Origin of the sequence: Photobacterium carnosum, from assembly GCF_002849605.1 — a bacterium.
In the GTDB taxonomy this organism is placed as follows: domain Bacteria; phylum Pseudomonadota; class Gammaproteobacteria; order Enterobacterales; family Vibrionaceae; genus Photobacterium; species Photobacterium carnosum.
This window is the reverse complement of record NZ_NPIB01000029.1, coordinates 39,628-64,109: the sequence shown is the minus strand read 5'-3', so window position 1 is coordinate 64,109 and position 24,482 is coordinate 39,628. Positions and strand designations below refer to the sequence as shown.

Annotated in this window: 12 protein-coding genes; 3 read left to right on the top strand and 9 right to left on the bottom strand. The window is 36.9% G+C overall.

Features of this window, described 5'->3' with window-relative positions; all coding sequences use genetic code 11:
* Positions 1-525: 525 nt before the first annotated feature.
* Complete coding sequence (gene malK / locus CIK00_RS18280; RefSeq protein WP_101770055.1) at positions 526-1,635, top strand: maltose/maltodextrin ABC transporter ATP-binding protein MalK; 1,110 nt, start codon at positions 526-528, stop codon at positions 1,633-1,635.
* A gap of 72 nt (positions 1,636-1,707) precedes the next feature.
* Here malK and CIK00_RS18275 read toward each other — a convergent pair whose 3' ends face one another.
* The 4 genes from CIK00_RS18275 to CIK00_RS18260 form a co-directional block, all read right to left on the bottom strand.
* On the bottom strand, positions 1,708-4,515 hold the full coding sequence (locus tag CIK00_RS18275) for an amylo-alpha-1,6-glucosidase (protein WP_101770054.1): 2,808 nt from the start codon (positions 4,513-4,515) through the stop codon (positions 1,708-1,710).
* A 72-nt stretch (positions 4,516-4,587) separates the two neighbouring features.
* Entirely contained in the window at positions 4,588-6,363 is a 1,776-nt protein-coding gene (locus CIK00_RS18270; RefSeq protein ID WP_101770053.1) for an alpha-amylase family protein, read from the bottom strand.
* Positions 6,364-6,403: 40 nt separating this feature from the next.
* Positions 6,404-7,300: a MalM family protein gene (locus CIK00_RS18265; RefSeq protein ID WP_101770052.1), complete on the bottom strand. Its 897-nt coding sequence runs from the start codon at positions 7,298-7,300 to the stop codon at positions 6,404-6,406.
* Between the two features lie 65 nt (positions 7,301-7,365).
* Positions 7,366-8,784 carry a carbohydrate porin gene (locus CIK00_RS18260; protein WP_101770051.1) on the bottom strand — a complete coding sequence of 473 codons (1,419 nt, stop codon included), beginning with the start codon at positions 8,782-8,784 and terminating at the stop codon, positions 7,366-7,368.
* Between the two features lie 254 nt (positions 8,785-9,038).
* Between CIK00_RS18260 and glgX the strand changes: the two genes are divergently transcribed.
* Positions 9,039-10,991 (top strand): glycogen debranching protein GlgX, encoded by a 1,953-nt coding sequence (gene glgX, locus CIK00_RS18255; protein ID WP_101770050.1) that lies wholly within the window; start codon positions 9,039-9,041, stop codon positions 10,989-10,991.
* An 89-nt stretch (positions 10,992-11,080) separates the two neighbouring features.
* Here the strand turns inward: glgX and CIK00_RS18250 are convergent, their stop codons facing one another.
* The 4 genes from CIK00_RS18250 to CIK00_RS18235 all read right to left on the bottom strand — a co-directional run bounded on the left by CIK00_RS18250 (position 11,081) and on the right by CIK00_RS18235 (position 19,540).
* Positions 11,081-12,715, bottom strand: coding sequence for a glycoside hydrolase family 13 protein (locus CIK00_RS18250; protein WP_101770058.1), 1,635 nt, complete (start codon positions 12,713-12,715; stop codon positions 11,081-11,083).
* Positions 12,716-12,748: 33 nt separating this feature from the next.
* Positions 12,749-14,731, bottom strand: coding sequence for a 1,4-alpha-glucan branching protein GlgB (gene glgB / locus CIK00_RS18245; RefSeq protein WP_101770049.1), 1,983 nt, complete (start codon positions 14,729-14,731; stop codon positions 12,749-12,751).
* Between the two features lie 13 nt (positions 14,732-14,744).
* The gene (gene malQ / locus CIK00_RS18240; RefSeq protein WP_101770048.1) at positions 14,745-16,928 is read right to left on the bottom strand and encodes a 4-alpha-glucanotransferase; all 2,184 of its coding nucleotides are present in this window, start codon (positions 16,926-16,928) and stop codon (positions 14,745-14,747) included.
* Between the two features lie 152 nt (positions 16,929-17,080).
* Positions 17,081-19,540 carry a glycogen/starch/alpha-glucan phosphorylase gene (locus tag CIK00_RS18235; RefSeq protein ID WP_101770047.1) on the bottom strand — a complete coding sequence of 820 codons (2,460 nt, stop codon included), beginning with the start codon at positions 19,538-19,540 and terminating at the stop codon, positions 17,081-17,083.
* Positions 19,541-19,860: 320 nt separating this feature from the next.
* Here CIK00_RS18235 and malT point away from each other — a divergent pair, with 320 nt between their 5' ends.
* Entirely contained in the window at positions 19,861-22,575 is a 2,715-nt protein-coding gene (gene malT, locus CIK00_RS18230; protein ID WP_101770046.1) for an HTH-type transcriptional regulator MalT, read from the top strand.
* Positions 22,576-22,660: 85 nt separating this feature from the next.
* Here the strand turns inward: malT and CIK00_RS18225 are convergent, their stop codons facing one another.
* A complete protein-coding gene (locus CIK00_RS18225; RefSeq protein ID WP_101770045.1) occupies positions 22,661-24,397 on the bottom strand; it encodes a glycoside hydrolase family 36 protein in 1,737 nt (578 codons plus the stop codon).
* Positions 24,398-24,482 lie beyond the last annotated feature (85 nt).

Below are 24,482 nucleotides of genomic sequence, written 5' to 3'. Positions count from 1 at the left end.
TATATATTGCAGCATTACAACACTAAGCGGGGCCATAGTTATAACAACTATTTACCGCCAGTGGTGATGGAAGCAGCCGCTTAATTTAAACACCTATAAAGGTGTACAGTTTTACTTGACCACTTCATTATTGTTATTGAACTTATAACGTCATGCAAAGGTCATAACGTTTTTCTAAGCCTATTTTCTAGTGTTAATGACAAAGATACATCCTCCTACACTCTACGCCCCCGCTCACCTCTATTCAAAAATGTGATCTCAACCAAATTTGAACGTGAGCCATATCGCAAAAAAACATCAATATGTGATGACATGCACAGGTTAAAACCGTAAATAATCCGTTTTACTTCATTATTATTAAAACAGTCATCTGCATACTCCTCCCCTATCATCCCCCTTTATAAAGGCATAAGGAGGAGGATGTAATCAACACCCACTATCACGTAAACTCAATCATATTAAAGCTAGCTTTTGTTTAAATAACAAAAATATTAGTCGGTTATAACCAATAGAGGAATAGGCACAATGACGAGTGTCACTTTACGAAATGTATGTAAAGCATATGGAGATAACTTAATTTCCAAGAACGTTGACCTAGAAATTAAAGATGGCGAATTTGTTGTCTTTGTTGGTCCGTCAGGTTGTGGTAAGTCAACGTTACTACGCTGTATTGCTGGATTAGAAGATATTACATCTGGAGATTTATTTATTGGTGATAAACGAATGAATGATGTTCCACCAGCACAACGTGGTGTCGGTATGGTATTTCAATCATACGCACTTTATCCACACTTAAATCTGTATGACAATATGTCATTCGGCTTAAAGTTAGCGAAAGCAAGTAAAGACGAAATTAAGCGTCGCGTATCTAAAGTCGCAGATATATTACAATTAACACCCTTACTTGATCGTAAACCTAAAGCACTGTCTGGTGGGCAACGTCAACGTGTCGCTATTGGCCGTACATTGGTCTCTCAACCTGCGATCTTCTTACTTGATGAACCCTTATCTAACCTTGATGCAGCTTTGCGTGTACAAATGCGGATTGAAATCGCTAAATTACATAAACAACTGGGTTGCACCATGATTTATGTTACTCACGATCAAATTGAAGCAATGACAATGGCTGAAAAGATCGTCGTACTAGATGGCGGTAATGTCTCACAAGTTGGTAAACCATTAGAGCTCTATCATTATCCTCAAAACCGTTTCGTGGCGAGTTTTATTGGCTCACCAAAAATGAATTTTATGAGCGTAACTGCGATTGAAGCAGAAAAAGATCAAGTTAAAGTAAAAATGGATAATGGCACTTCATTTTGGATCCCCGTTGATGGTACGGCGGTTATTCCCAATACACGTATGTCATTAGGTATCCGTCCTGAGCACCTTATTCATTGTGAACATAGTGATATTTGTATTGAGGGTATAGTACAAGTTGTTGAAAAATTAGGTTATGAAACACAAGCTTACATTAGTCTAAATGATATTGATGCTGAATTTGTATCTCGTCATAGTGACACTTTAGATATTAATGCAGGTGATAGTTTCCGAGTGGGTATTCCACCACACCGCTGTCACCTATTCCATAATGATGGTAAAGCATGTCGTCGTTTATACCAGGAAGTTGGATCTTAATCTTCCCTTAATACGATAAACTAAAAAACTCACGTCATCATACAATGAAGTGAGTTTTTTTATTATTGTGGTTTATGAATCTGTATTAATCGATGCGAGTCGTTCAACCTGTTGTTGTAACCAATGCTGTGTTTGTAGTGCTTGAGGCTTAATTTTTAAATCTGGTTGCGCAAATGAAAGACGACCAATTAATACTTGATAGCTTGATTGAATTTGTTCTATTTTATATTCAACACCATCGATAAATAATTGTGCTGAATATGGATTAAATCTCAATTCCATCGTTTGGTTACTTATGGGTAATATTGTTTGATACTTCGATTTATCGTCAGCCGTAAGCTTTAATACTAAAGATAAATTATTCTGCTCTAGCATCGTTAATATATAACATTGTTCCCCTTTTGCGTTACGTTTAAAATCGATCAATAAACGATTGTTAACTGCAACGTCAACTTCTGCATGAAATTTATTCCATTCACTGGGTAAAGAAGGAGCAAGAGTAATAATACCTTCAATTAAATTAGGCTGATAACCTAAATAATCTTGAAAGCCATTTCTTGTAAACTCTGAAACAGACCACGCTTGAGCGTATGTTCCTGATAATGTTACATTCTGATTGTCACCAAGAAACGCATCAACATTTTCACTCATTGTGCCTCGATGGCCTTGATATAAAATTTGATCGACTAAATTTTTAGTTAATGAGTAAGCAAAATCGTCATAACCATATAATGTCAATGCCGTAACAGTAAAGCCTGCATTCCAGCCCCAAATAGTCCCATTATGATAAGCAGCATCTTTATGATAATGCGGTTGGTTATCATGATAAGGATGAAACTGCGGATCATATTGTGATAATGAGGTTATTCCCCAAGGAAAAAGTAACTCAGAAACGGTATTCGATACAACATAAGCCCCTATTTCACGATCAATAAAATCTTGCTCATAAGGAACGGTTATTGCCATCAACTGATTTGGCCTAACCTTCATATCTTGTTGGCCATCTGCTTTTATACAATCCGCTAACTGATGAGATGATGATGCCCAAAAAAGTGGCGTAAAATTCTGTTTTACTGCATCAGCTAATTGTTGATAATGCTGCTTACTGTCAACATTACCCGTAATATCAGCTAATTTTATCGCAACTTGCAGACTGGTATACCATAATGCTTGAATATCATTCGCACGATTACCACGGGCTGACCAAGGATAAAGACCGAATAACTTTGCATCCATCCATGTGTCAGGATCGCGATGAGTCATTAGGCATTTATCATCTAGATAATATTTTTCGACGCCAGCAATATACGTTTGCACCACTGGATAAATTGTTATAGCAAAATCCCTATCACCACTATAACGAAGATAATCCCATATCTCTCTAATCATCCACGGTGTTCCATCCGTCGTATTATAAATCATGTCATCAAATGACGTTACACGATTAGGAATACGACCATAATGGCAATGATTAGGATCGGTCATTTGCCATTGTGAAAAACGACTGATAATGTTTTTCGCTTCATCCATGAATCCGTTAACTAATGAGATGCCAGACAGTGCGATAAATGTGTCACGCCCCCAGCAATCTTTAAACCAAGGTAAACCTGCCCATATTCCATGACCATATTCTGTCGATACAAAAACTCTACCAGATAATTTTGACCACATTAATGCTCGGTTATATTCAAGATCTGACGTCCAAAGATAAGTATTTGTAAGCACATCATAAACTGCTTGTTTATGTTGGGTTGTGCCATCTTGGGCAAGCATACGATTAGCCGCAGATATAGCGTCAGCTTCGCTATCAGCCAAAGTAATATAGACTGTCATTTGTGACTCTAAATATTGAGAGCTAATAATAGGCGTTACTTGTCGTCTATCAAATAAAGCGGTTTCAATTAACTCAGGGTATTGTGAATCATCAGGCTCTTCAAAAACAAAGGATTTATTAGCACATATAGCAATGAATTTTGGCATTATTTCTTGAAAATCATCAGGTGACACGCTATAAACAACGCCATGATTAAACGTCTTAACAACGGATTCAGACAACATAATATTTAACTGAGGGGCAATAGATAATATTGCTGGATATTCTGATTCAATAGATAAAGCGATACAACGTTGTTGAGATTTAGCGTCAGAAAACAGCATTAATGTATCATTACAATTATTATTAATTTCAGTATCGTAATAATGTGTAACACCGTAAGGAAAAATATCAGCATTTATATTTACTGTTTTATTATTTATTTTTTTATTGATAAATGAAGAAAATCCCCCGACTATCCACCCTTGTTTATGGTTATATTTTCCTCCGATAAATGAATGTGTATGACCTTCATAATATCCGTCAATATTATCACCAAAAACGAAAGGACAAGCTGTTTTGTTATTAATTGCAAGTTCTGAAAACAATACTTTTGAAGGTAATACCCATCGTCCTTTTTCTTTAATTTCTTTATTATAAGCATTAATAGAAAAAGATTCTAAAATCAAGTCTCGAGATAATTTACTTCTTATTTTGTCACTTAGTGAACACTTAATTTCAAGAGAAAAAATATTATCAATAACGGTTATTTCAAAACAGTAACAGGCAGGCTTTTCAATATTCACTATAATATCATTGCCAATTCCTTTCGCTGATAGTAAATGAATTGGCTCATCTAACTTACACTCAACCTCTTTTATAGTATCAGCAGTAAAACTGAAGGCATCCGAACCGTTAAGGTCTGATATTTTAAAACGATATTGTAATGGTAGTAATATTAAAGATGCTTGATAAATGCCCTTATTTATCTTTTTAAACCGTGTATCATTACCCCAACCATTAAATGTTCCCTTTAAATAAAGATCGTTATTTAATAAAAAACTCATCTATTTATTTCCTATACAAAAACACTCCAAAAATAGAGATTCTTTGAAGTGTTTAATGTTATTAATTGATAATTAAAATTGAAGAACATAACAATCAAGCTTATCTAATAATATTATCATTTCCCCTTTGCCATCTTTAACTAAAAGTTGAACTTTACGGGTTGGTTCTAGTACATCATTTAATAAGTAATGACCATCATTAAGAGACCACTGATTAATTAATTCAGCAGGAATGAGTAACGTATTTAATTCACTCTTCTTATTTTCAAAATTAGCAATTGTGATTATTTTCTCGGTTAAACTATAACGACTAAATGCAAATAATTTATCCGTATAATTAGCATTTATCTGCCGATTATAACCTTGTAGATCATAATACTCTCCCATCACTGCTTTGCTATTTTTCGCGAAATTCAAAAGTCGCTGATAAAATAAGCGTAACTGTTTTTCCGATTGCGTTAATAACCCACCATCGAATTTACCATTATTCATCCAACGTTGATGATGAGGCACACCAAAATAATCAAAGATGGTTGTTCGTGATGCTAAACCAAAACCGGCATCGTCAGGCTCTCCAACTTCTTGACCAAAATATAGCATTGTCGGTGAACTACTTAATAATGTTGCAACAACCATTGCAGGTTTACCCTTTTCAGCAAAACCTGCAAAATCAGCACTTGGTATACGTTGTTCGTCATGATTTTCTAGGAAATTTAACATCTGATGTTCTATATCTGCGAGATCAGATTGTACATTTACTAAGGCATCGGTTGTTTCTGTGCCTCGAATAATTGCTTTTAACGTATCATAGAGGTCAATTTTATTATAAAGATAATCCATTTTACCTAACTGTATATAATCTCTATATAACTGAGGCTGATAGACTTCAGCCATTAAAAATGCATCTGGATTTTTATTTTTAATCGCTGAATTTAAGAAACTCCACAATTCAACCGGAACCATTTCAGCCATATCATATCGAAAACCATCAACACCTAATGCTAGCCAATACATCGTAATATCATGAAATTTTAACCATGAATCAGGAACATCTTTATGCTTCCAGAACAAATAATGAGCTTCATGGCTATACTGAGAATACACCGTTGGTAAACAAGCAAAATCTTTGCTTCCATCAAGACGGACACCATAATTAATTTTTGCAGTTTCGTACCAATCATCACAAGTAGGCTGTGCTAATCGAGAGCCATTCCCTGTCCATTTAGCAGGAAACTCAACAAAAGGAGTCAATAATAAGGGGGATTTTTCACCCGCAAGAGGCAAAGAAAAACGATCAAACTCGGGTAAGTAAAAGCTGGTATGTGGAATATAATAAAAATTATTATCGCGATGATATTCCAGGGTTATATCATCATTAGAACCAAAATCTTTAATCAATTTTGGATTAGTTAATCCCTGATATTCTCTAGCAACATGATTAGGAACGATATCAATGATAACTTTCAATCCATGTTGATGACTGCGTTCAATCAATGCAATAAACTCATTTAATCGTTGTGCTGGCTCTATCGCAAGATCAGGGTTCACATTGTAATAATCTTTCACCGCATAAGGCGAACCCGCTCGCCCCTTCACAACAGCAGGATGATCACTAACAATACCATATTGAGTATAATCCCCCACCAATGCATGATGAGGTACTCCGGTATACCAAATATGAGTGACACCAAGGTTTTTAATTTCAGCGAGAGCTTTATCTGTAAAATCAGAAAATTTTCCAACACCATTTTCTTTACACGTTCCCCATGGCTTATTGGTCGTATTTTTATTACCAAACAACCGCGTAAAAACCTGATAAACAATCGCTTTATTCTTTAACTGTGTCATTAAACATCCTTGTAAGCCTTTGCATTTACATTACAACACTTTATTTAACTAACTCAACAAACACTGTTTCAGCAGATGCAGAACCTGCACGTTTGGCCTCATTCAATAACTGCAGCGCTTTTTTAATATTTTTATGTTTAATTGCACTGGTTATTTGTTGATTATAAAATGCTTCTGTTTCTGGCAGCATGGTACTGTTTGAAACATCAACCGCTGAAACGGGTACTTTTGCTACGGCTTTAGGCATTACAGACGAATCAGCAATTAATGTTTGCCCTTGTGGTACTAATACAAGAGATGATACTTGGTAACTTTTTAATTGTGTTGGCTTAAATGCTAAGTGTAATTGCCCCGTTAATGCATACTCTATTTTAGGATCAGTGACAATAGGACGCGGTAAGCCTAATTCTTCAGCACGCACGCGCTCAAGATGTGGAATGGTTATCGATTCACCTCGATACTTCTCAGGCGAATACACGACCATATAAGGGGTATTCTTTGCTGTCATCGTAAAAGTATGTTGATATGCCGCACGCTGTAATAAATGAGATGATGTTAACGAAAACTTATTTAAATCAATTATTTTTACTGGTTGAAAGTCTGCATTTAACAGCATAACTGTCGGAGCGAATACGTGATCACCGCGAATAAAACTATCTAATGTGACTTGCATTTTTTCAACATGACCGGGTAAAGAAAACCCTGAAAAATAGCTTTTACCATCAGGAAATTGACCAATTTGTGATTGAGCATTAATCGCGACAGAGATATCTGCACCTTGTAACGGTATCCATGAAAATTGAGAATAAGATGTACAACAAGCAGCTTGATTAATCATTGGTGGTATTGTATTCGTCGATACTGCATCGGTATTACTACATCCCATAATACTCAATAGAGCCATAATTAAAACAGTACGTTTTTTTATAATTTTCATATTGTTATCTCCTTGTTATAAAGACAAAAGGCAGCAATTAAGCTGCCTTTAATAAACATATTGTCTTAGAACCAAATTTCAGCTTGGATACCAAACACAACTTGATCTTTCTTATTTGCGTCAGTAATACCGATAGCACCAGCAGCAGCTTCATCAGAAGTGCTAACCCATGTGATGTAAGGTTTAATTTGTGGACGTCCAAAGTAATCAGCATTAACAGTAAAGACAGGTGCAAGCTCTAAGCTATAGAAATTAGTGGCGTTATCTTCACGACCCCAATTATTGCCATTCACTTTTTCCATCGCATATGAACCCGTCATTTCAACACGGAAATTATTATTTACTTTATAAGTAGGACGGAATGCCGCAATAAAGCGAGTCACTTTATCTTTACCATCAGAAGTCGCCCCCCACTTCATATCTTGTGGTGCCCAGTACGTTAATTCAGAGCCCATCTGCCAGCGATCATTAATATTTAATACACCGTATGATGTTGCAAACCAGGATTTGGAATTTTTCTGCCAATCACCACTCCACTGACCAAAGTTCACACCACGGTTAGACGCCATACCATGACCGTAAGCCAATGCTGTTTGTGTCCAGCCATCTAAACCATAGTAATCACGGTTATAAGTAACGGCAAAACCATAACCATCTTTAGCTTGATCACCTGTCAGTTTCTCATCTGCGCGTTTCATGATTTTAGCGTCAAAATCAAAACTACCGCCTAATGCTTTGACATTGTAATAATACAAATCTAATGAATGCACTGTTGTACGATCACCATCAGCAGGACGTGCAGGTTGAAAATCTGGATTTTCCCAGTTAATTCCATGCCCTGCTTCTGGATCAGCAGAGACTAAAGCGATACCCATTTTATTTTCATTGGCTAACGTAGTTTCAAAACCAGCCCCCATTCCTGATGATTGCTTCCAAAACTCACCCGTTAAAATACCAGCCGCACGATTAAAGTAACGACGACCAGCCCAGATTTCAGTACCTTCACCTAAATAAGGTAAATTAGATAAAGCAACATAAGCTTCTTTAACTTCAAATTGAGCTACTGTATTGGTTTTTTCTGCACCTGGCGAACTGTAGTAGTAAGAATCACCGTTACCGTACTCAGCACGAACAACAAAATCACTCTTAACTCCATTTGAAAATGCTGTTTTCTTTTTAACGGTCAATTCAACTTGGTTAGCACTCTTACCCGACGTGCCAGCTGTTCGATAATCAGGTTTACCTAGTTCAGAGTCAAATGATTGAAAATCAGAATTTGAACGGTAGTTCATTGAACCATAACCATGCACTTCCCAACCATCTGTCAACATTTCAACCGCTGCCTGTGAATCAACCGGTTGAGTCTCTGCTGCAATAACATCAGCATCAACATTATTAGAATCTTGTGTATCTGCAGCAAAAACAGTAGTCGACGTAAGTGCGGCTAATAAAGCTGCTGCGATTGGCATCAATGTGAATTTCATCCATCTGTCCCTTTATGTTTGTAATAATAGGCAGGTGCTGTAGGGCAACCTTTAGGCCTAGTATTCCCTAGAACCATGGACGTAAACATCCTCCTCTTTTAATTATTTATAAGGGTGACATTTAGGGCGTAGAAATATTTCACTTCAATTAGTTGGTGATATTCATCACATTAATGAGGATGATAAGAAATATAAAATTTAGTAGTAAAATAGAAAACAACAATATATATACGAAAAAAATCAGAGATAATTAAATGAAAAAAAAACAAGGCTCGCCATTCCCTTTAGGGGCAACATTATATAATGATGGCTGTAATTTCGCCATTCATAGCCCAGATAAAATTATTTCATTAATTATATTCACGAACGATAATGACTCTTATGAATATAGTTTAAATACTGATGATCAAATTATATATTATCTCTTTATTCCAAATATAAAATCAGCCACAAAATATGGCTATAAAATTACCAACGATAATGGCAATAATCGTCTATTACTCGATCCCTATGCCCATAAACTGAGTAAACCGTTAGAATATCATTACCCTTTAGATGCAGAACAAAGCTGGACACTTTCAAAATCAGTGGTTGTCGATCATGCTTTTGATTGGGAAGACGACACTCCCCCTAATCATCCTATCGAAAAAACAATACTGTTTGAATTACACGCCAAAGGATTTACTCAACAACACCCGACTATTGCTCCCTCTTATCAAGGAAACTATTTAGGATTGTGTCAACCTGATATTATTGATTTTTTTAAACAACAATCTATTACTAGCATTCAATTATTACCCATCATTTCATTTGTCACTGAACCACACTTAATTGAAAATAACTTAACCAATTTTTGGGGTTATAACAGTGTCTGTTTTATGGCTCCTCATCCAAATTATGCAAAAAATGATGCCGTAAAAGAACTTAAACTTATGGTTAAAGAATTGCATCGGCATGATATTGAAGTGATTTTAGATGTGGTCTTTAATCATACGGCAGAAGGTGATGATAATGGCCCATGCTTCCACTTAAAAGCGCTTGATCATGATTATTATCTCCGTAATGAACATGACCAATGTATGAATTATACTGGCTGTGGTAATACTCTTGATTTAACGCACCAAGCAAGCCTTACTCTAGTATTAGACAGCCTACGTCATTGGGTCAAAGAATATCATATCGATGGTTTTAGATTCGATCTTGCTACAACACTTGGGCGAGATCATGAGAATTTCTCTGCGCACAATGCGTTCTTTATGGCTGTCGCTCAAGACCCTATTTTACAAAAGGTAAAACTTATCGCTGAACCTTGGGATATTGGACCTAATGGGTATCAATTAGGAAACTATCCGGATAATTGGCATGAATGTAATGATAAATTCCGAGATATAACAAAAAATTATTGGTTACAACAACCGAATATAGCCAAAAATTTCGCAACACGTCTAATGGGTTCAAGAGATCTATTCAGTGCCAGTCGTTGGCCTCAAAAACTACCCGTTAATTTTATTAGTTACCATGATGGCTTTACGCTTCAAGATCTCGTTTCTTATAACGAAAAACACAATGAAGCTAATGGTGAAAATAATCGTGATGGGCATAGCGATAACCGTTCTAATAATCATGGTATCGAAGGCGAAACAAATAATACTGCTATTTTATTATTACGTGATCAACAAAAACGCAATTTAATGGTATCTCTTTTATTTAGTTTTGGTATTCCTCATCTACTTGCTGTCGATAGTTTATCACATAGTCAACAAGGTAATAATAATGCGTATTGTCAAGATACGCCTATTGGTTGGGCTAATTGGAAATTATCAAAGATAGATACCGCTTTTCAGCAATGGTTAACTGATATTATATCTATCCGTCAGCAACTCATGCCTGATGTTATTCGTGCATTCAGTAATGAAAATAGAACAAAAAATACTATTACTTGGTCAGATGCTAATGGTATACAAATCACGTCTCAGCAATGGGTCGATATCGATCATTTTTCCTTACATATTAATTTATTCAATAATCATGGCGAATTACTCTATTTAATTAACGGAACAAATAATCCGCTAACCTTTATTTTACCCAAAGATAATAAATGGAATATAGTTTGTGATACCAGTACCCAGAATATAATTATCGAAGATATTAATGTTTCTTATCTTCAACCTGCACATTCTATGTCTATTTTATATCGCTCAAATTAAATTAATAAATAAAAATTAATAAATAAAAAATGCCGACGCAATCAAGGTCGGCATTTTTATAACTACTTATCGATTAACTAAACGGTTAACTAAACAATTAATGCAGCAAAGGATTCATAAGGTTGTAATAACAGTTTATTAGTAAACTGCACATGTGGCTCATAGTTATTAATTAACGTCTCTAAGCCACAATGTGCTAAAGCGTCAGGTAAAATAATCTCTACGGTCTGATCACTAAAGTTATTCATTACGACTATTTGCTGATGATCGTCTTCTCGTATGTAAGCAAAGACTTGCTCATGCTGCTCTAATAATGGTACAAACCGACCACCCACAATCAACGGAAATGCACGTCGCAATTCAATAAGCCGTTGATAATGATAAAAGATAGACTGCGTGTCATGCAGTGCCTCATCCACATTGATTTCTGGATAATTAGGGTTTACCTTAATCCACGGTTGTGACGTTGAAAAACCCGCATAATCTGAACTATCCCATTGCATTGGAGTTCGGGCATTATCGCGGCTATTTTCATGTACAGCGGCTAGCATCGTTTCTTCAGACACACCATTTGCAGTGCGCTCATGATAAAAATTCAAGGTTTCAATATCGCGATAATCATCAATAGAATCAAACGCAACATTGGTCATACCAATTTCTTCACCTTGATAAATATAAGGTGTACCCTTCATAAAATGTAACGTTGTTGCCAACATTTTTGCAGATTTAACCCGATATTGCCCTTCATCACCATATTTTGACACAATGCGAGGTAAGTCATGGTTATTCCAAAACAGAGAATTCCAACCTTCATTTTCTAATTCAACCTGCCATTTGGTTAACACTTGCTTTAATGCTGGCAGATTAAAATCAATAGGTTGCCACTTGTCACCATTTCCCCATGTTAATGTAATATGCTCAAATTGGAATACCATGGATAATTCATTTCGTTGCTCAGCACTAAATAGTTTTGCAATTTCAGGCGTTGCTCCCCATGTTTCACCTACCGTTAATAACGATTTATCACCAAAAGTAGACTGACTCATTTTCTGCAATAATGGGTGCAAGTTAGGACCATTACCGGTAATACCTTTATCGATTTCTTTACCAATTAGATCAATAACATCTAATCTAAAGCCGCCAATGCCTTTATCTATCCACCAATTCATCATATCAAATACCGCTTGATGAACCGCAGGGTTTTCCCAATTCAGATCTGGCTGACGCTTTGAGAATAAATGATAATAATATTCACCTGATTGCTCATCGTATTGCCAAGCACTGCCACCAAAGAGTGAGCCTTGATCATCAGGGGGTGTACCATCTGCATTAGGTTTCCGCCATACGTAATAATCTCGATATGGATTATCAATCGATGATTGAGCAGCAACAAACCATGGGTGTTCATCTGAAGTATGGTTGACCACCAAATCCATGATGATTCGAATTCCTCGATATTTGGCTTCATCTAACAACTGCAGCATATCAGCCATGGTGCCAAATTCAGGCGCAATATCTTGATAATCTGAGATATCATAGCCATTATCATCCATTGGTGAACGATAAACAGGCGATAACCAAATCACATTAATCCCTAAGTTTTGTAAATAATCTAACTTAGAAATGATACCCTGAAGATCACCGATACCATCATTATTTGAATCACAAAAACTACGGGGATATATTTGATAAACAACGGCATCATGCCACCAATTTGTTAATATACTCATGATTGTCACTTCCTATCACTGTATCCGTTATGCTGGATTAGGTATGAATCGATAAAATACGGTTGCTAATGGTGGTATAACCATCGAGATTGAATCAGAGAGACCATGACTGCCTTTTGCTTCAGTTTTAATCGTTGTAATCAGAGAATAATCACTGCCACAATATAAAGCATCATCAGTATTTAATATCAGTTCATATGTCCCCTCTAACGGCACACCAATTCGATATTGTTCTCTTGGAACCGGTGTAAAATTAGACGCAACCAATACCTTATTTCCGACAATATCAAAACGTTCATGCACTAGTAAACTGTCGTCAGCCGCATCACCAATTCGCCATTCAAACCCAGAAGGATCACAATCTAATTGGTATAGCGCAGGGTAAGAGCAATACATATGATTTAAATCTTTAACTAATTGCTTCATCCCCTGATGACGTGCAAATTGCAGTAAGAACCATTGCAATTGATCATCATGATTCCATTCAGCCGTTTGACCAATTTCCGTTCCCATGAAATTTAATTTTTTGCCAGGCTGACCGTACATATAGCCTAAATATGCCCGTAAATTTGCCGTTTGTTGCCACTCATCACCCGGCATTTTATTCATTAACGAACCTTTGCCGTAAACCACTTCATCATGTGAGAGTGATAAAATATAGTTCTCACTAAAGGCATAAAGTAACGGCATCGTAATGGTATTATGATGATAACAACGATAAATAGATTCTTCTTTTATATAAGCTAAACTGTCATGCATCCAGCCCATATTCCATTTAAACCCAAAACCTAAGCCACCTAAATTTGTTGGCTTAGAGACGCCAGGAAAAGCGGTAGATTCTTCAGCGATCATCATCGCATTAGGGTAATGGGCATAAATTTTTTCATTGATCCAACGTAATAAACTAATGGCATCATAATTATAATTACCGCCATCAGCATTAGGGATCCACTCGCCGTCATTACGGGAATAATCTAAATACAACATCGATGCCACAGCATCAACACGTAAGCCATCAATATGGAAATGCTCAAACCAAAATAACGCATTTGAAACTAAAAATTGACGCACATGATCACGCCCATAATCATAAATGTAGCTTTTCCAATCTTGGTGCCAACCTCGACGAGGATCGGGGTCGTTATAAAGTGCAGTACCATCAAAATTAGCAAGGCCATGCTCATCGGCCGGGAAATGGGCTGGAACCCAATCCAACACAACACCCAGCCCTGCTTGATGGCATTGATCAATGAAATATTTAAAATCATCAGGCGAACCAAATCGGCTTGTTGGTGCAAATAAACCAATCGGTTGATAGCCCCATGAACCATGAAATGGATGCTCGGAAACCGGCATTAACTCTAGATGGGTATACCCCATTTCAGTTATATATGGGATCAATGTTTCAGCCAATTCACGGTAGGTGTAAAAATCACCATTCTCGTGACGTCGCCAAGAGCCGATATGCAACTCATAAAAAGACAATGGTTGCTGATGTTTTGCTGTTACAGGTCGTGTTTGCCATTTCTCATCTTGCCATTGATAACAAGATTGTTGATAGGTTAATGAACAAAACGACGGATACTGCTCGGCATAATATCCCCAAGGATCCGTCTTATCTGGCAATTGATTACCATACTGATCGCTTAATTGATATTTATAGCGTTCACCGGCTTTTAGATTAGGAATGAATATTCCCCATAAGCCACTATCAATATTAGGTTGCTGCAATCGTGTTAATTGACACTCTTTAGCATGCCAACCATTAAAATCACCAATAACAGCAACAGTGGATGCATGAGGGGCATACACTAAAAAACGAACACCAGAAACAAGTGCACCATCAATCGTAACATCACGAAATTGAGCCCCCATTTCGTTACACATCGCAGCAGGATCACGTAATAACGCTGCGCAAGGTAATAAAGTTACTATTTGATTTAAATCACAGTAAGCAGCCCTTTCGAGCTGCTGTAAATTATCACTGTGAGAAGTCACAGATAAATTCATATAATCCGTTACCTTAATCTGCTTTATGACTAGCTTTCTCGCGAGCTTGATTCAAACGCTGAGTTAACCGTTTAATCGTATCTCGAGTGAAAATATCGTCTAAATTTGTTGATAACTTACGACGCCAGTTTGGATATTCATTGACCGTACCAGGAATATTGACAGGCTTATCCATTTCTAACCAATCTTCTAGTTGCAAGCTTAATAATGCACTAGAACTTCCCGCCAAATGAACTTGCATTGCCTCACTTAATACACGATCCATCGGAACATAAGCCGCATCTAAACCAACACCTTCAGGTAAATTCCCATGCCAATTAAGACTATTTAGAATATTTTGCTTACTCTCTGCACGAGAATTAAATAACTGGGCTAATTGGTCACTGTTTGGATAAAGTCCAAGTTCTTTACCCATTTTAAGATCATCACAATGCCAAAAGCCCCGAAGCGTTGGCATATCATGAGTGCACAGTGCAGCCATTGATTGCGGTGCATAATGTTCTGGTGAATAGAAACCCCCATCTTCGGCAGTTTCAAAGAAAAAGACTTTATAAGAATGAACACCTGCGGTAGCCAGTTTTTCAATTATTTCATCAGGTACCGTACCTAAATCTTCACCGATAACAGTACATTGGTGGCGGTGACTTTCTAGTGCGAGAATTGCCATCATGTCATCAACAGGGTAATACATATAAGCGCCCTGTTGAGCTGTTTCGCCTTTAGGGATCCACCATAACCGTAATAAACCTAAAACGTGATCAATACGCAATGCCCCACAATTACGCATATTTGCACGTAATAAATTAATAAAAGGCAGATAAGCAGTTTGCTTTAACACTTCAGGGTTTAATGGTGGAAGTCCCCAGTTTTGACCTAGAGGACCTAAAATATCAGGTGGCGCGCCAATACTAACATCTTGGCATAACGCACCATGATCCGCCCACGTCTCAGCGCCAGAATCACAGACACCAACAGCTAAATCACGGTATAAACCAAGGACCATTTCTTTTTCATTGGCTAATTCATGTACTTCAGCTAGTTGTATATCCGCTAACCATTGCAGGTACATATATAATTCAACTTGCTCATATTCTTGAGCAATAAAATCTTGTACTGCTTGATTGCCAAAATGACGATATTGCTGAGGGAAAACAGGCCATCCCCATACATCATCGTTCTCTTGCTTTAAATGAGCATGTAATGCATCGAACGTTGCTTGATGTAATAAGCTCTCACCACCGTCAGAAACAAACTGTAAAAATTGCTTTGATCTTGCGGTATGTTTATCAAGATGACGGGTAGCAAATGTTTGATATAACAGCGGTAATACAGCCATTTTTAATGATGACACTTCACTGTAATTTACCCAACAAGTATCACGAACTGCACTTAATCGTTGTTGAAATTCTGCACTGCCCACTAACCGCTGAGCTTTATCATTTTGAGCAAATTCAGCCACTGAGCTAACATCAATATAAAGCAGATTTAACCAACGACGAGATGACGGGCTATATGGACTTGCACCCTCTGGATTAGCTGGGAAAAGAGAATGTATTGGATTTAAACCAACAAAATCCCCGCCAGCATTAGCTACATCAATAACCAATTGTTTTAGGTCACCAAAATCACCAATACCCCAGTTATGACTAGTGCGAATAGAATATAGTTGAACGCTAGTTCCCCATATTTTTTTATCATCTAATAACGGTTGTTGTTTATAGCAAGCTGTCGGTGCAACAATAAGCGTCATTAAATACGGTGATTTACGACGTTTACGCATTAATTCAAACTGGTGATAACCACAGGCTAATTCAGGTAGTGAAAATGTTAATGTACCACCTTCAGAGCGCATATCACTCACTAATTGCGACTGTAACCAACCTTCAAAAACTTCACCGCTTTCTGCGATTAAACGCCAACTAAAATCGCTCACTCTAGCGCTAGCACCTAATTGCAACTCAATGTGGATAGCCTCACCACTACGAACAACTTTTACATCAGCTAAAACTTCAACGCGATTATGTTTACCACTTGACTCTAATAGCACTTCATCATTACGCACGTCATATCCTAACGCGGTTAATAAATGACGTAACGTTTCGTCTGCAACTGGGGTTTCCTCCCCCCAAGCACTAATATAACTATCAGCAATTCCCGCAGCTTTTGCCACTTGTTTTAATACTTGGCTATCTTTCATTGTTTTCTCCATAAGCGGCAATTACTTCCACTACGATGCGATTTGTTATGATCAAATTATTAAAAATTTAATCAACTAAAAATAAAGAATATAAAATAATAAAAAAAATAATTAGCATTGATGCCAAATCTGGCATCAATGCAGAATTAATATTACTTAGGCAATGCAGTTAAATGCCAAATATTATTTACATAATCACGAATACTTCTGTCTGAACTAAACTTACCCACTAATGCGGTATTTAAAATGGTCTTTTTAACCCACTGAGTTTGGTCGCGATATTCAGCATCAATACGATTATGTGCATTCACATAGTCAGCAAAATCAGCAAGAACTAAATATGGGTCACCACCCTCTAATAAGTTATGACGAATATTTGAAAATGCCGCGCAATCCGTAGCATCAAATTCATTATTATCCAATAAATCAATCGATGCTTTTAATAGACTATTTTGCTCATAATAGGTATGGGGGTTATAACCCTCAGCTTTTAGTTTTTCGACATCATCAACTAATAAACCAAAGATAAAGATATTGTCATCACCTACTTCTTCACGGATCTCAACATTGGCACCATCCATCGTACCAATCGTTAATGCACCATTAAGTGCTAATTTCATATTACCCGTACCAGACGCTTCTTTACCAGCTGTTGATATTTGTTCTGATACATCTGCCGCAGGAATAATAATTTCAGCCAAGCTAACGCGATAATCCGGCACAAAAACCACTTTCAACTTACCATTTAAGCGAGGATCATTATTTACTTTATCGGCAACTTTGTTAATGGCATAAATAATGTCTTTTGCTAAAGCATAACCAGGCGCTGCTTTTGCCGCAAAAATAAATACGTGAGGATGCATATCAAATGTTGGATCATTTAATAAACGATGGTAAAGCGATAATATATGTAATAAATTTAAATGCTGACGTTTATATTCATGTAGTCGTTTAATCTGTACGTCAAAAATAGCATTAGTATCTAATTCAATATCAAGATTTTCAGCAACCCAGTCAGCAAAACGTTGTTTATTTTGTTTCTTAATTTTAGCAAAACGTTGTTGAAATTTAGTATCCGTTGCAAACTGAGCAATAGCTTCTAATTGCTCTAAATGAGCAGGCCATTCAGTACCTATTTTTTCACTGATTAAAGCTGATAATTGTGGATTACAATATTTAAGCCAACGGCGAGGCGTAATTCCATTGGTCACATTTTGTAAGCGTCCAGGAAATAGTTCATCAAACTCTGGGAATAAATCACGTTTTACTAATTCAGAGTGAAGCGCTGCCACACCATTAACAGCATAAGTACTTGCCACACAAAGATTCGCCATACGAACCATTCGCGATTGACCTTCAGCAATAATAGAAAGCTTACGTTTTATTTCATTATTACCCGGCCATTTAGCTTCAATCTGAACCATTAGACGATGATTTATTTCAAAAATGATTTCTAAATGACGAGGTAATAATTCACCAATTAAAGCTTCACTCCATGTTTCTAATGCTTCTGGCAATAAGGTGTGATTAGTATAAGCAAATGTTTTTGAAACAATTGCCCATGCATCATCCCAACTTAGTTTATGGTCATCTAATAACACTCGCATCAACTCTGGAATAGCAATTGTTGGATGGGTATCGTTAAGCTGTATAGCCTCAAATTTTGATAATGAATTAATTTCATGACCATTTTTAAGATGACGACAAATAATATCAGCAATAGAACAAGCACAATGAAAATATTGTTGTGTTAAACGTAACACTTTACCTTGATCATGATTATCATTTGGATACAGTATCTTCGTTACATTACCTGCCGCAATTTGCGTTTGCTGTGCGCCAACATAATCACCATCATTAAACTTAGCCAAGTTAAACGGTACAGGCGCTCGACATTCCCATAAACGTAACGGAAATACCGATTGGTTTTGATAACCAATAATAGGTAAATCCCACGCAATACCTTGCAATGTAACGGCAGGATTCCAGCGGCGGTGCTGCTGTCCTTCATCATCAGTATAAGAGCTAACATCACCATATAAACCAACAAATTGATTCAATTCTGGGCGTTGAACTTCCCACGGATAACCCTCAGCTTCACGCCATGCATCAGGAAATTCGATTTGATGACCATTAAGAAATGACTGTTGAAATAAGCCATATTGATAATGTAAACCATAACCAACAGAAGGAAACTCTTGAGCAGCTAATGAATCCATAAAACACGCAGCTAAACGACCTAAACCGCCATTACCTAATGCTGGATCTCGTTCTTGTTCTAATAAATCAGTTAACTGAAAACCAAGTTCAGTAACGGCTTCACTAATTTCTTCATATAGACCAAGACTAATTAAATTATTGCCTGTTAAACGACCGATTAAAAATTCTAGTGAAAAGTAGTTAATACTACGCGTTTTTGCATTAGCAACACGCTTTTCTGTTTCAAGTAAATTGCCAGTACTAATTTCAGCCAATGCTTTACCTACAGCTAAATACCAATGTTTATCACTGGCAGTTTCAATATTTTGAGCATAAGTAGTCACTAAATGTTTTTTAACTGAAGCCTTAAATGAGGCTTTATCAAATTGTTGTGTTTGACCACGCTTTTTCATTGTTATGTCTCACTGTAAGATTTAATTGATTGGTATCTATGCTGCACCTATTCAAATAATGAAACATCATCCTAATAAAAGGATTATGGGGAGGAGAATGAAGGGCGTAGGAAAAATATCGGTAGCCAACGAGTAAAAATTCGGCACATCATCCATATATTATGTGAGATAGCTCAAATTTATAGGGATGAGAAGAGTCAGAATGATGAGAGATCTTGTTTGTATCGTACTGAGGGTTAAAGTAAGCACCAAGAATAATACCTTTATCGTATATATTCCTATTTCTAGCCTTAAATGATAGATTTTTAAAGAGCTTAATTATGTGGATACCTTCTAAACTTACTCGCCCAGCACGATTACATAACGCGATTTTACGGCCTCGCCTCCTTGAAAGTCTTAACCAAGCTAATAATTATCGATTAGTCCTATTTCGATCACCGGCTGGTTATGGCAAAACGACAATGGCAGCGCAATGGTTAAAAGATATTCCACATACTGGTTGGTTTAATATTGATGAAAACGACAATGAAAGCTTTCGGTTCGTTAATTATTTTCTCCAAGCAATAAATAAAGCCACCAATAATAGCTGTTTAAAAACCCAAGCAATGGCCGAGCGCCGTCAGTTTGCTTGTATTACGACATTAATCAATGCACTTTTTGCTGAATTAGCCGATTATCAAGAAATATGTTACATCATATTAGATGATTATCATGTTATTAATGATGACAGTATTCATGAAGGAATGCGTTTTTTCTTAAAGCACATGCCTGATAATATTACACTTATTGTCACCAGCCGTACTATTCCACCATTGGGAACAGCAAATTTACGTATTCGTGATTTATTACTTGAAGTTGATCATGATAGCCTTGCTTTTGATGAAGAAGAAACCCAACGGTTCTTCCATCAACGAGTGCCCGATCATGTTGAGAGTCAATTACTGAGCAACTTAAGACAGCAAGTTGAAGGTTGGCCATCTGCATTACAACTTATCGCTTTGCATGCAAAACAAAAACCTAATTTATTAGCAGATTCAGCACACTCATTAGTGAATTTTAATCGTAGCCATTTATGGGATTACTTAGCTGAAGAAGTTTTTGATCAATTAAGTGAAGACATTAAAGATTTCTTATTACATTGTTCAATATTAGACATATTTAATGCTGAATTAATTACCGAATTAACCGGACGATCTGATGCTTTAGCAATGTTAGAAACACTTAACCGCTTTGGCCTATTTTTAACGCCATTAGAAGGTGATAATAATTGGTATCGTTTTCATAATTTATTTGCTGAATTTTTACGTCATCAACGTTATGCGACAATCCCTCAGCAACGAAATAAATTACATGAAAGTGCCGCCAAAGCATGGATAAAACAGCATAATTATCAACAAGCACTTATTCATGCGCTTAAGAGTGAGAATCAACCCCTGTTAACCGATCTGTTATCGGCTCATGGCTGGAGTATGTTCCATCAAGGTGAATTAAATTTACTTGAAAATGCCATTGAAAAACTCAATCAAGACATTTTATTTGGCTCGCCACGTTTATGTTTATTAAAAGCATGGCTCGCACAAAGCCAACACCGTTATAATGATGTGGGTGAGCTATTATCACAAAGTGAAACTGAACTAATATCTCGCGACTTAACGCTGGATGATGCCATTCAAGGTGAATTTAATGCATTACGGGCACAAGTTGCGATTAATCAAAGTAAACCACAACAAGCACTCAAATTAGCTGAACTGTCGTTAGGACAACTACCTGCAACAACTTATCGCAGTCGTATTGTTGCAACATCGGTCATTGGTGAAGTTCATCATTGCTTAGGAAATTTAACCCAAGCGTTATCTATGATGCAACAAACTGAAAAGATGGCACGTCAATATCATTTCTATCATCAAGCGTTATGGGCCTTACTTCAACAATCTGAGATTCTTATTGCTCAAGGCGCTATTCACCATGCTTTTGAATTATTAGAAAACGCCACTAAACTCATACAAGAACAGCATTTGCAGCAAGTTCCATTACATGAATTTACGTTACGCTTAAAAGCACAGATTTTATGGTGCTGGCATCGTTTAGATGAATCAGAACAATGCACCCATAAATGTATTGAAATTTTAACGCCATTTGATAAATCGAAATCATTACATGCTTATTCTATGCTCGCAAGAATTGCAATATCTCGAGGTGAATTAGATAAAGCAACCCGCTATCTTGATATATGCCATGATTTAGTCAAAAACACCTCATATCATATTGATTGGTTAGCAAACCATGATTTTAGTTGTCTTCTATATTGGCAAGCTAAAAACGATACTGATGCCATCAAAGAATGGTTAAAAAACATCACACTACCGAAATCATACTGTAATCATTTTCAACAATTGCACGCCCGTAATATTGTCAGAGCTTATCTTCTATTAAAAGAAACAGATCAAGCGCAGCAGTTACTTAACACCATGCAACAACATTGTATTGAACATGATTTGCATACAGATCATCATCGCAATGCAATAATTCAAACAGTACTATATAAACAAGCAGAGCAACCACAACAAGCCTTAACCACCTTAAATGAAGTGCTTACTGTCAGCAATAATTCAGGGATGATCAGTGATTTTTTATGTGTCGGTGATGATATCAATACATTACTCCAAACGCTGGTTGAACATAAAAAATTAGACGAACTAACACTACACCGTTGCCAATATTTATTACGGGAAATGACCAGTAAAGAACGGGCTCGAGTTGTACATTTTGATGAAAATTTTGTTGATAAACTATTAGCATTACCCAATATTCCTGAACTTATTCGTTCTAGCCCACTCACACAGCGAGAATGGCAAGTTTTAGGGCTCATCTATGCGGGTTATAGCAATGAACAAATATCAAATGAACTTGATGTCGCCGCCACAACGATTAAAACTCATATTCGTAATTTATATCAAAAATTAAATATTATTAATCGTCATCAGGCCATTGAAACTGCTGAAAGTTTATTAAAACTGATCGGATTAGCAGCATAAAAAAATCCCAGCAATAATCACCGATTGCTGGGATTTTCACTTTTTCACTTACCATTAGTTGTTATCAGCTAAAACCAAAAGAAAACTAAGCCTTAACGGTATAAAACACATGACTTTCTAATCCTGATCCCATTGCTATTGTATAAGTAGACGTGTTTTTAGCGACACACGCCCCACTCCAGAAATCAAACCAATCTGTCGCATATTCTGCCTCTAATAAAATCTCTTGCTCAGCATCATCAATATAATTAAACGCAAAATACAGCTGTTGCACTGAGCCATCAGTCAATGGCAAGGCTAATTCTGCGGTTGTTAACCTTAAATCTTTAAATACTGCTGCATGTTGCGTTAATTGTTGACGATGAACTAATCGTAAAAAACTCTGCTGAGCAAAACTATTCCACTGCGCTAATGGATCACCTGATAATAATAAGCCACCAGCCGCTAATAATGCGTCACGATGAAAGAGATAACTTTGGTGATCTGTTTTTTGATTCACAAGATCAACAAGCGTCGCGCAATCAGGATCAATATGCCACAAACTCAAATGTTGCCAGCTACGATAAAATGTCTCTTGCGCGATTTGACTAAAGCGATGATCATTACGCTCAACATCATCAGAAACGCGCATCGCATCCACTAAACCAAGTGATGGCCACATTGGCGCATTACACCCTAATAACCAAGCCGTTCCCGCCCCTTTTGCAATCGCTTCCATTCCCAAACGATAAGCAGTAACCCCTGTACAATCACGTTGATAACGCTGCCCTTTCAACGTACCCCAATAATTAGCATCAAGCTTAAACAGTTCGACGCCCCATTCTTCACGCATTGTTTTTACTACGTGAGTTAAATGCGCTTGAACTTGTGGGTGAGAAGTATCAAGAATATACCAAGGCGTACACCGCCAACCGCCATAGGTTACTGTTTCTGCTTTTAATAATTCACCATTATGATGACGAACAAACCACTCGGGATGCTGTTTAAAAATAGTTGAACTTGGCTCTGCAATAAATGGAGCAAGCCATATTCCTGGTTTTTTCCCTTGCTGTTTGATATTAGCGATAACCGTTTTAATACCATTCGTAAAACGATCTGACGGTGTTAACCAATCCCCCATGTAAGCCTGATAACCATCATCAAGTAATACCCACTCAATGGCAGAATTATCACCGTCCATTCGGCTTACATTTAAATCAATATCTTGTGCGGAAACCCCAGCATAATAGGCATACCATGAGCACCAGCCTATCGGAGATGCAAGCTGCTGATTTCGTTTAGGGTGATTAACATTAATTACTTGTGCAAAAAGCTGATATACCTCATCAAGGCTAGTACTTACGATGGTAATGATATTTTCAAGGGTTAATAGATCAGGCTCATCAACTTGGCATTGGCAAGACTCACCATCAATAAACGCATGTATCGCTTGATCATGAATTTCAAAATACCCCGCAAAACGACGGCATGATGTAAATCCAAATAACGTAAATGTCTTATTTTGTTCAATAACAAGATAGTTATAGTAACGATTAGGCGCATCTTGCGGATAAATACGGTATTCACTATTGTTATCAGGGCAACGGCCAATCGCAACAGGTTGATCAATCGTGCCGCCTGTTTGGGCTAACATTTGAAAACCATCGCCAATAATCATTTCGGTGCCTTTATAAGGGAAAGTAAACCGTCCAACTCGTGTATAAGGACTTAATATCTGTGAGTGATTATCTAACTGATAACAAGGAAGAAGCTGCTCATGCTGCAAAGAAATCACAATATGTGCCGCAGGTTGGAAAACAATAGCATTTAGGATACAAGACATCTTATAACTTCAAGAATAATAAAGGATTATCCACTCTACCTGTACTGTACCCCTACAAAATGAGATCGTTTACACAAATTAAAGA

Coding starts and splice junctions, on each gene's coding strand:
- malK (WP_101770055.1), top strand. CDS start 526: ATGACGAGTGTCACTTTACGAAATGTATGTAAAGCATATGGAGATAAC.
- CIK00_RS18275 (WP_101770054.1), bottom strand. CDS start 4,515: ATGAGTTTTTTATTAAATAACGATCTTTATTTAAAGGGAACATTTAAT.
- CIK00_RS18270 (WP_101770053.1), bottom strand. CDS start 6,363: ATGACACAGTTAAAGAATAAAGCGATTGTTTATCAGGTTTTTACGCGG.
- CIK00_RS18265 (WP_101770052.1), bottom strand. CDS start 7,300: ATGAAAATTATAAAAAAACGTACTGTTTTAATTATGGCTCTATTGAGT.
- CIK00_RS18260 (WP_101770051.1), bottom strand. CDS start 8,784: ATGAAATTCACATTGATGCCAATCGCAGCAGCTTTATTAGCCGCACTT.
- glgX (WP_101770050.1), top strand. CDS start 9,039: ATGAAAAAAAAACAAGGCTCGCCATTCCCTTTAGGGGCAACATTATAT.
- glgB (WP_101770049.1), bottom strand. CDS start 14,731: ATGAATTTATCTGTGACTTCTCACAGTGATAATTTACAGCAGCTCGAA.
- malQ (WP_101770048.1), bottom strand. CDS start 16,928: ATGAAAGATAGCCAAGTATTAAAACAAGTGGCAAAAGCTGCGGGAATT.
- CIK00_RS18235 (WP_101770047.1), bottom strand. CDS start 19,540: ATGAAAAAGCGTGGTCAAACACAACAATTTGATAAAGCCTCATTTAAG.
- malT (WP_101770046.1), top strand. CDS start 19,861: ATGTGGATACCTTCTAAACTTACTCGCCCAGCACGATTACATAACGCG.
- CIK00_RS18225 (WP_101770045.1), bottom strand. CDS start 24,397: ATGTCTTGTATCCTAAATGCTATTGTTTTCCAACCTGCGGCACATATT.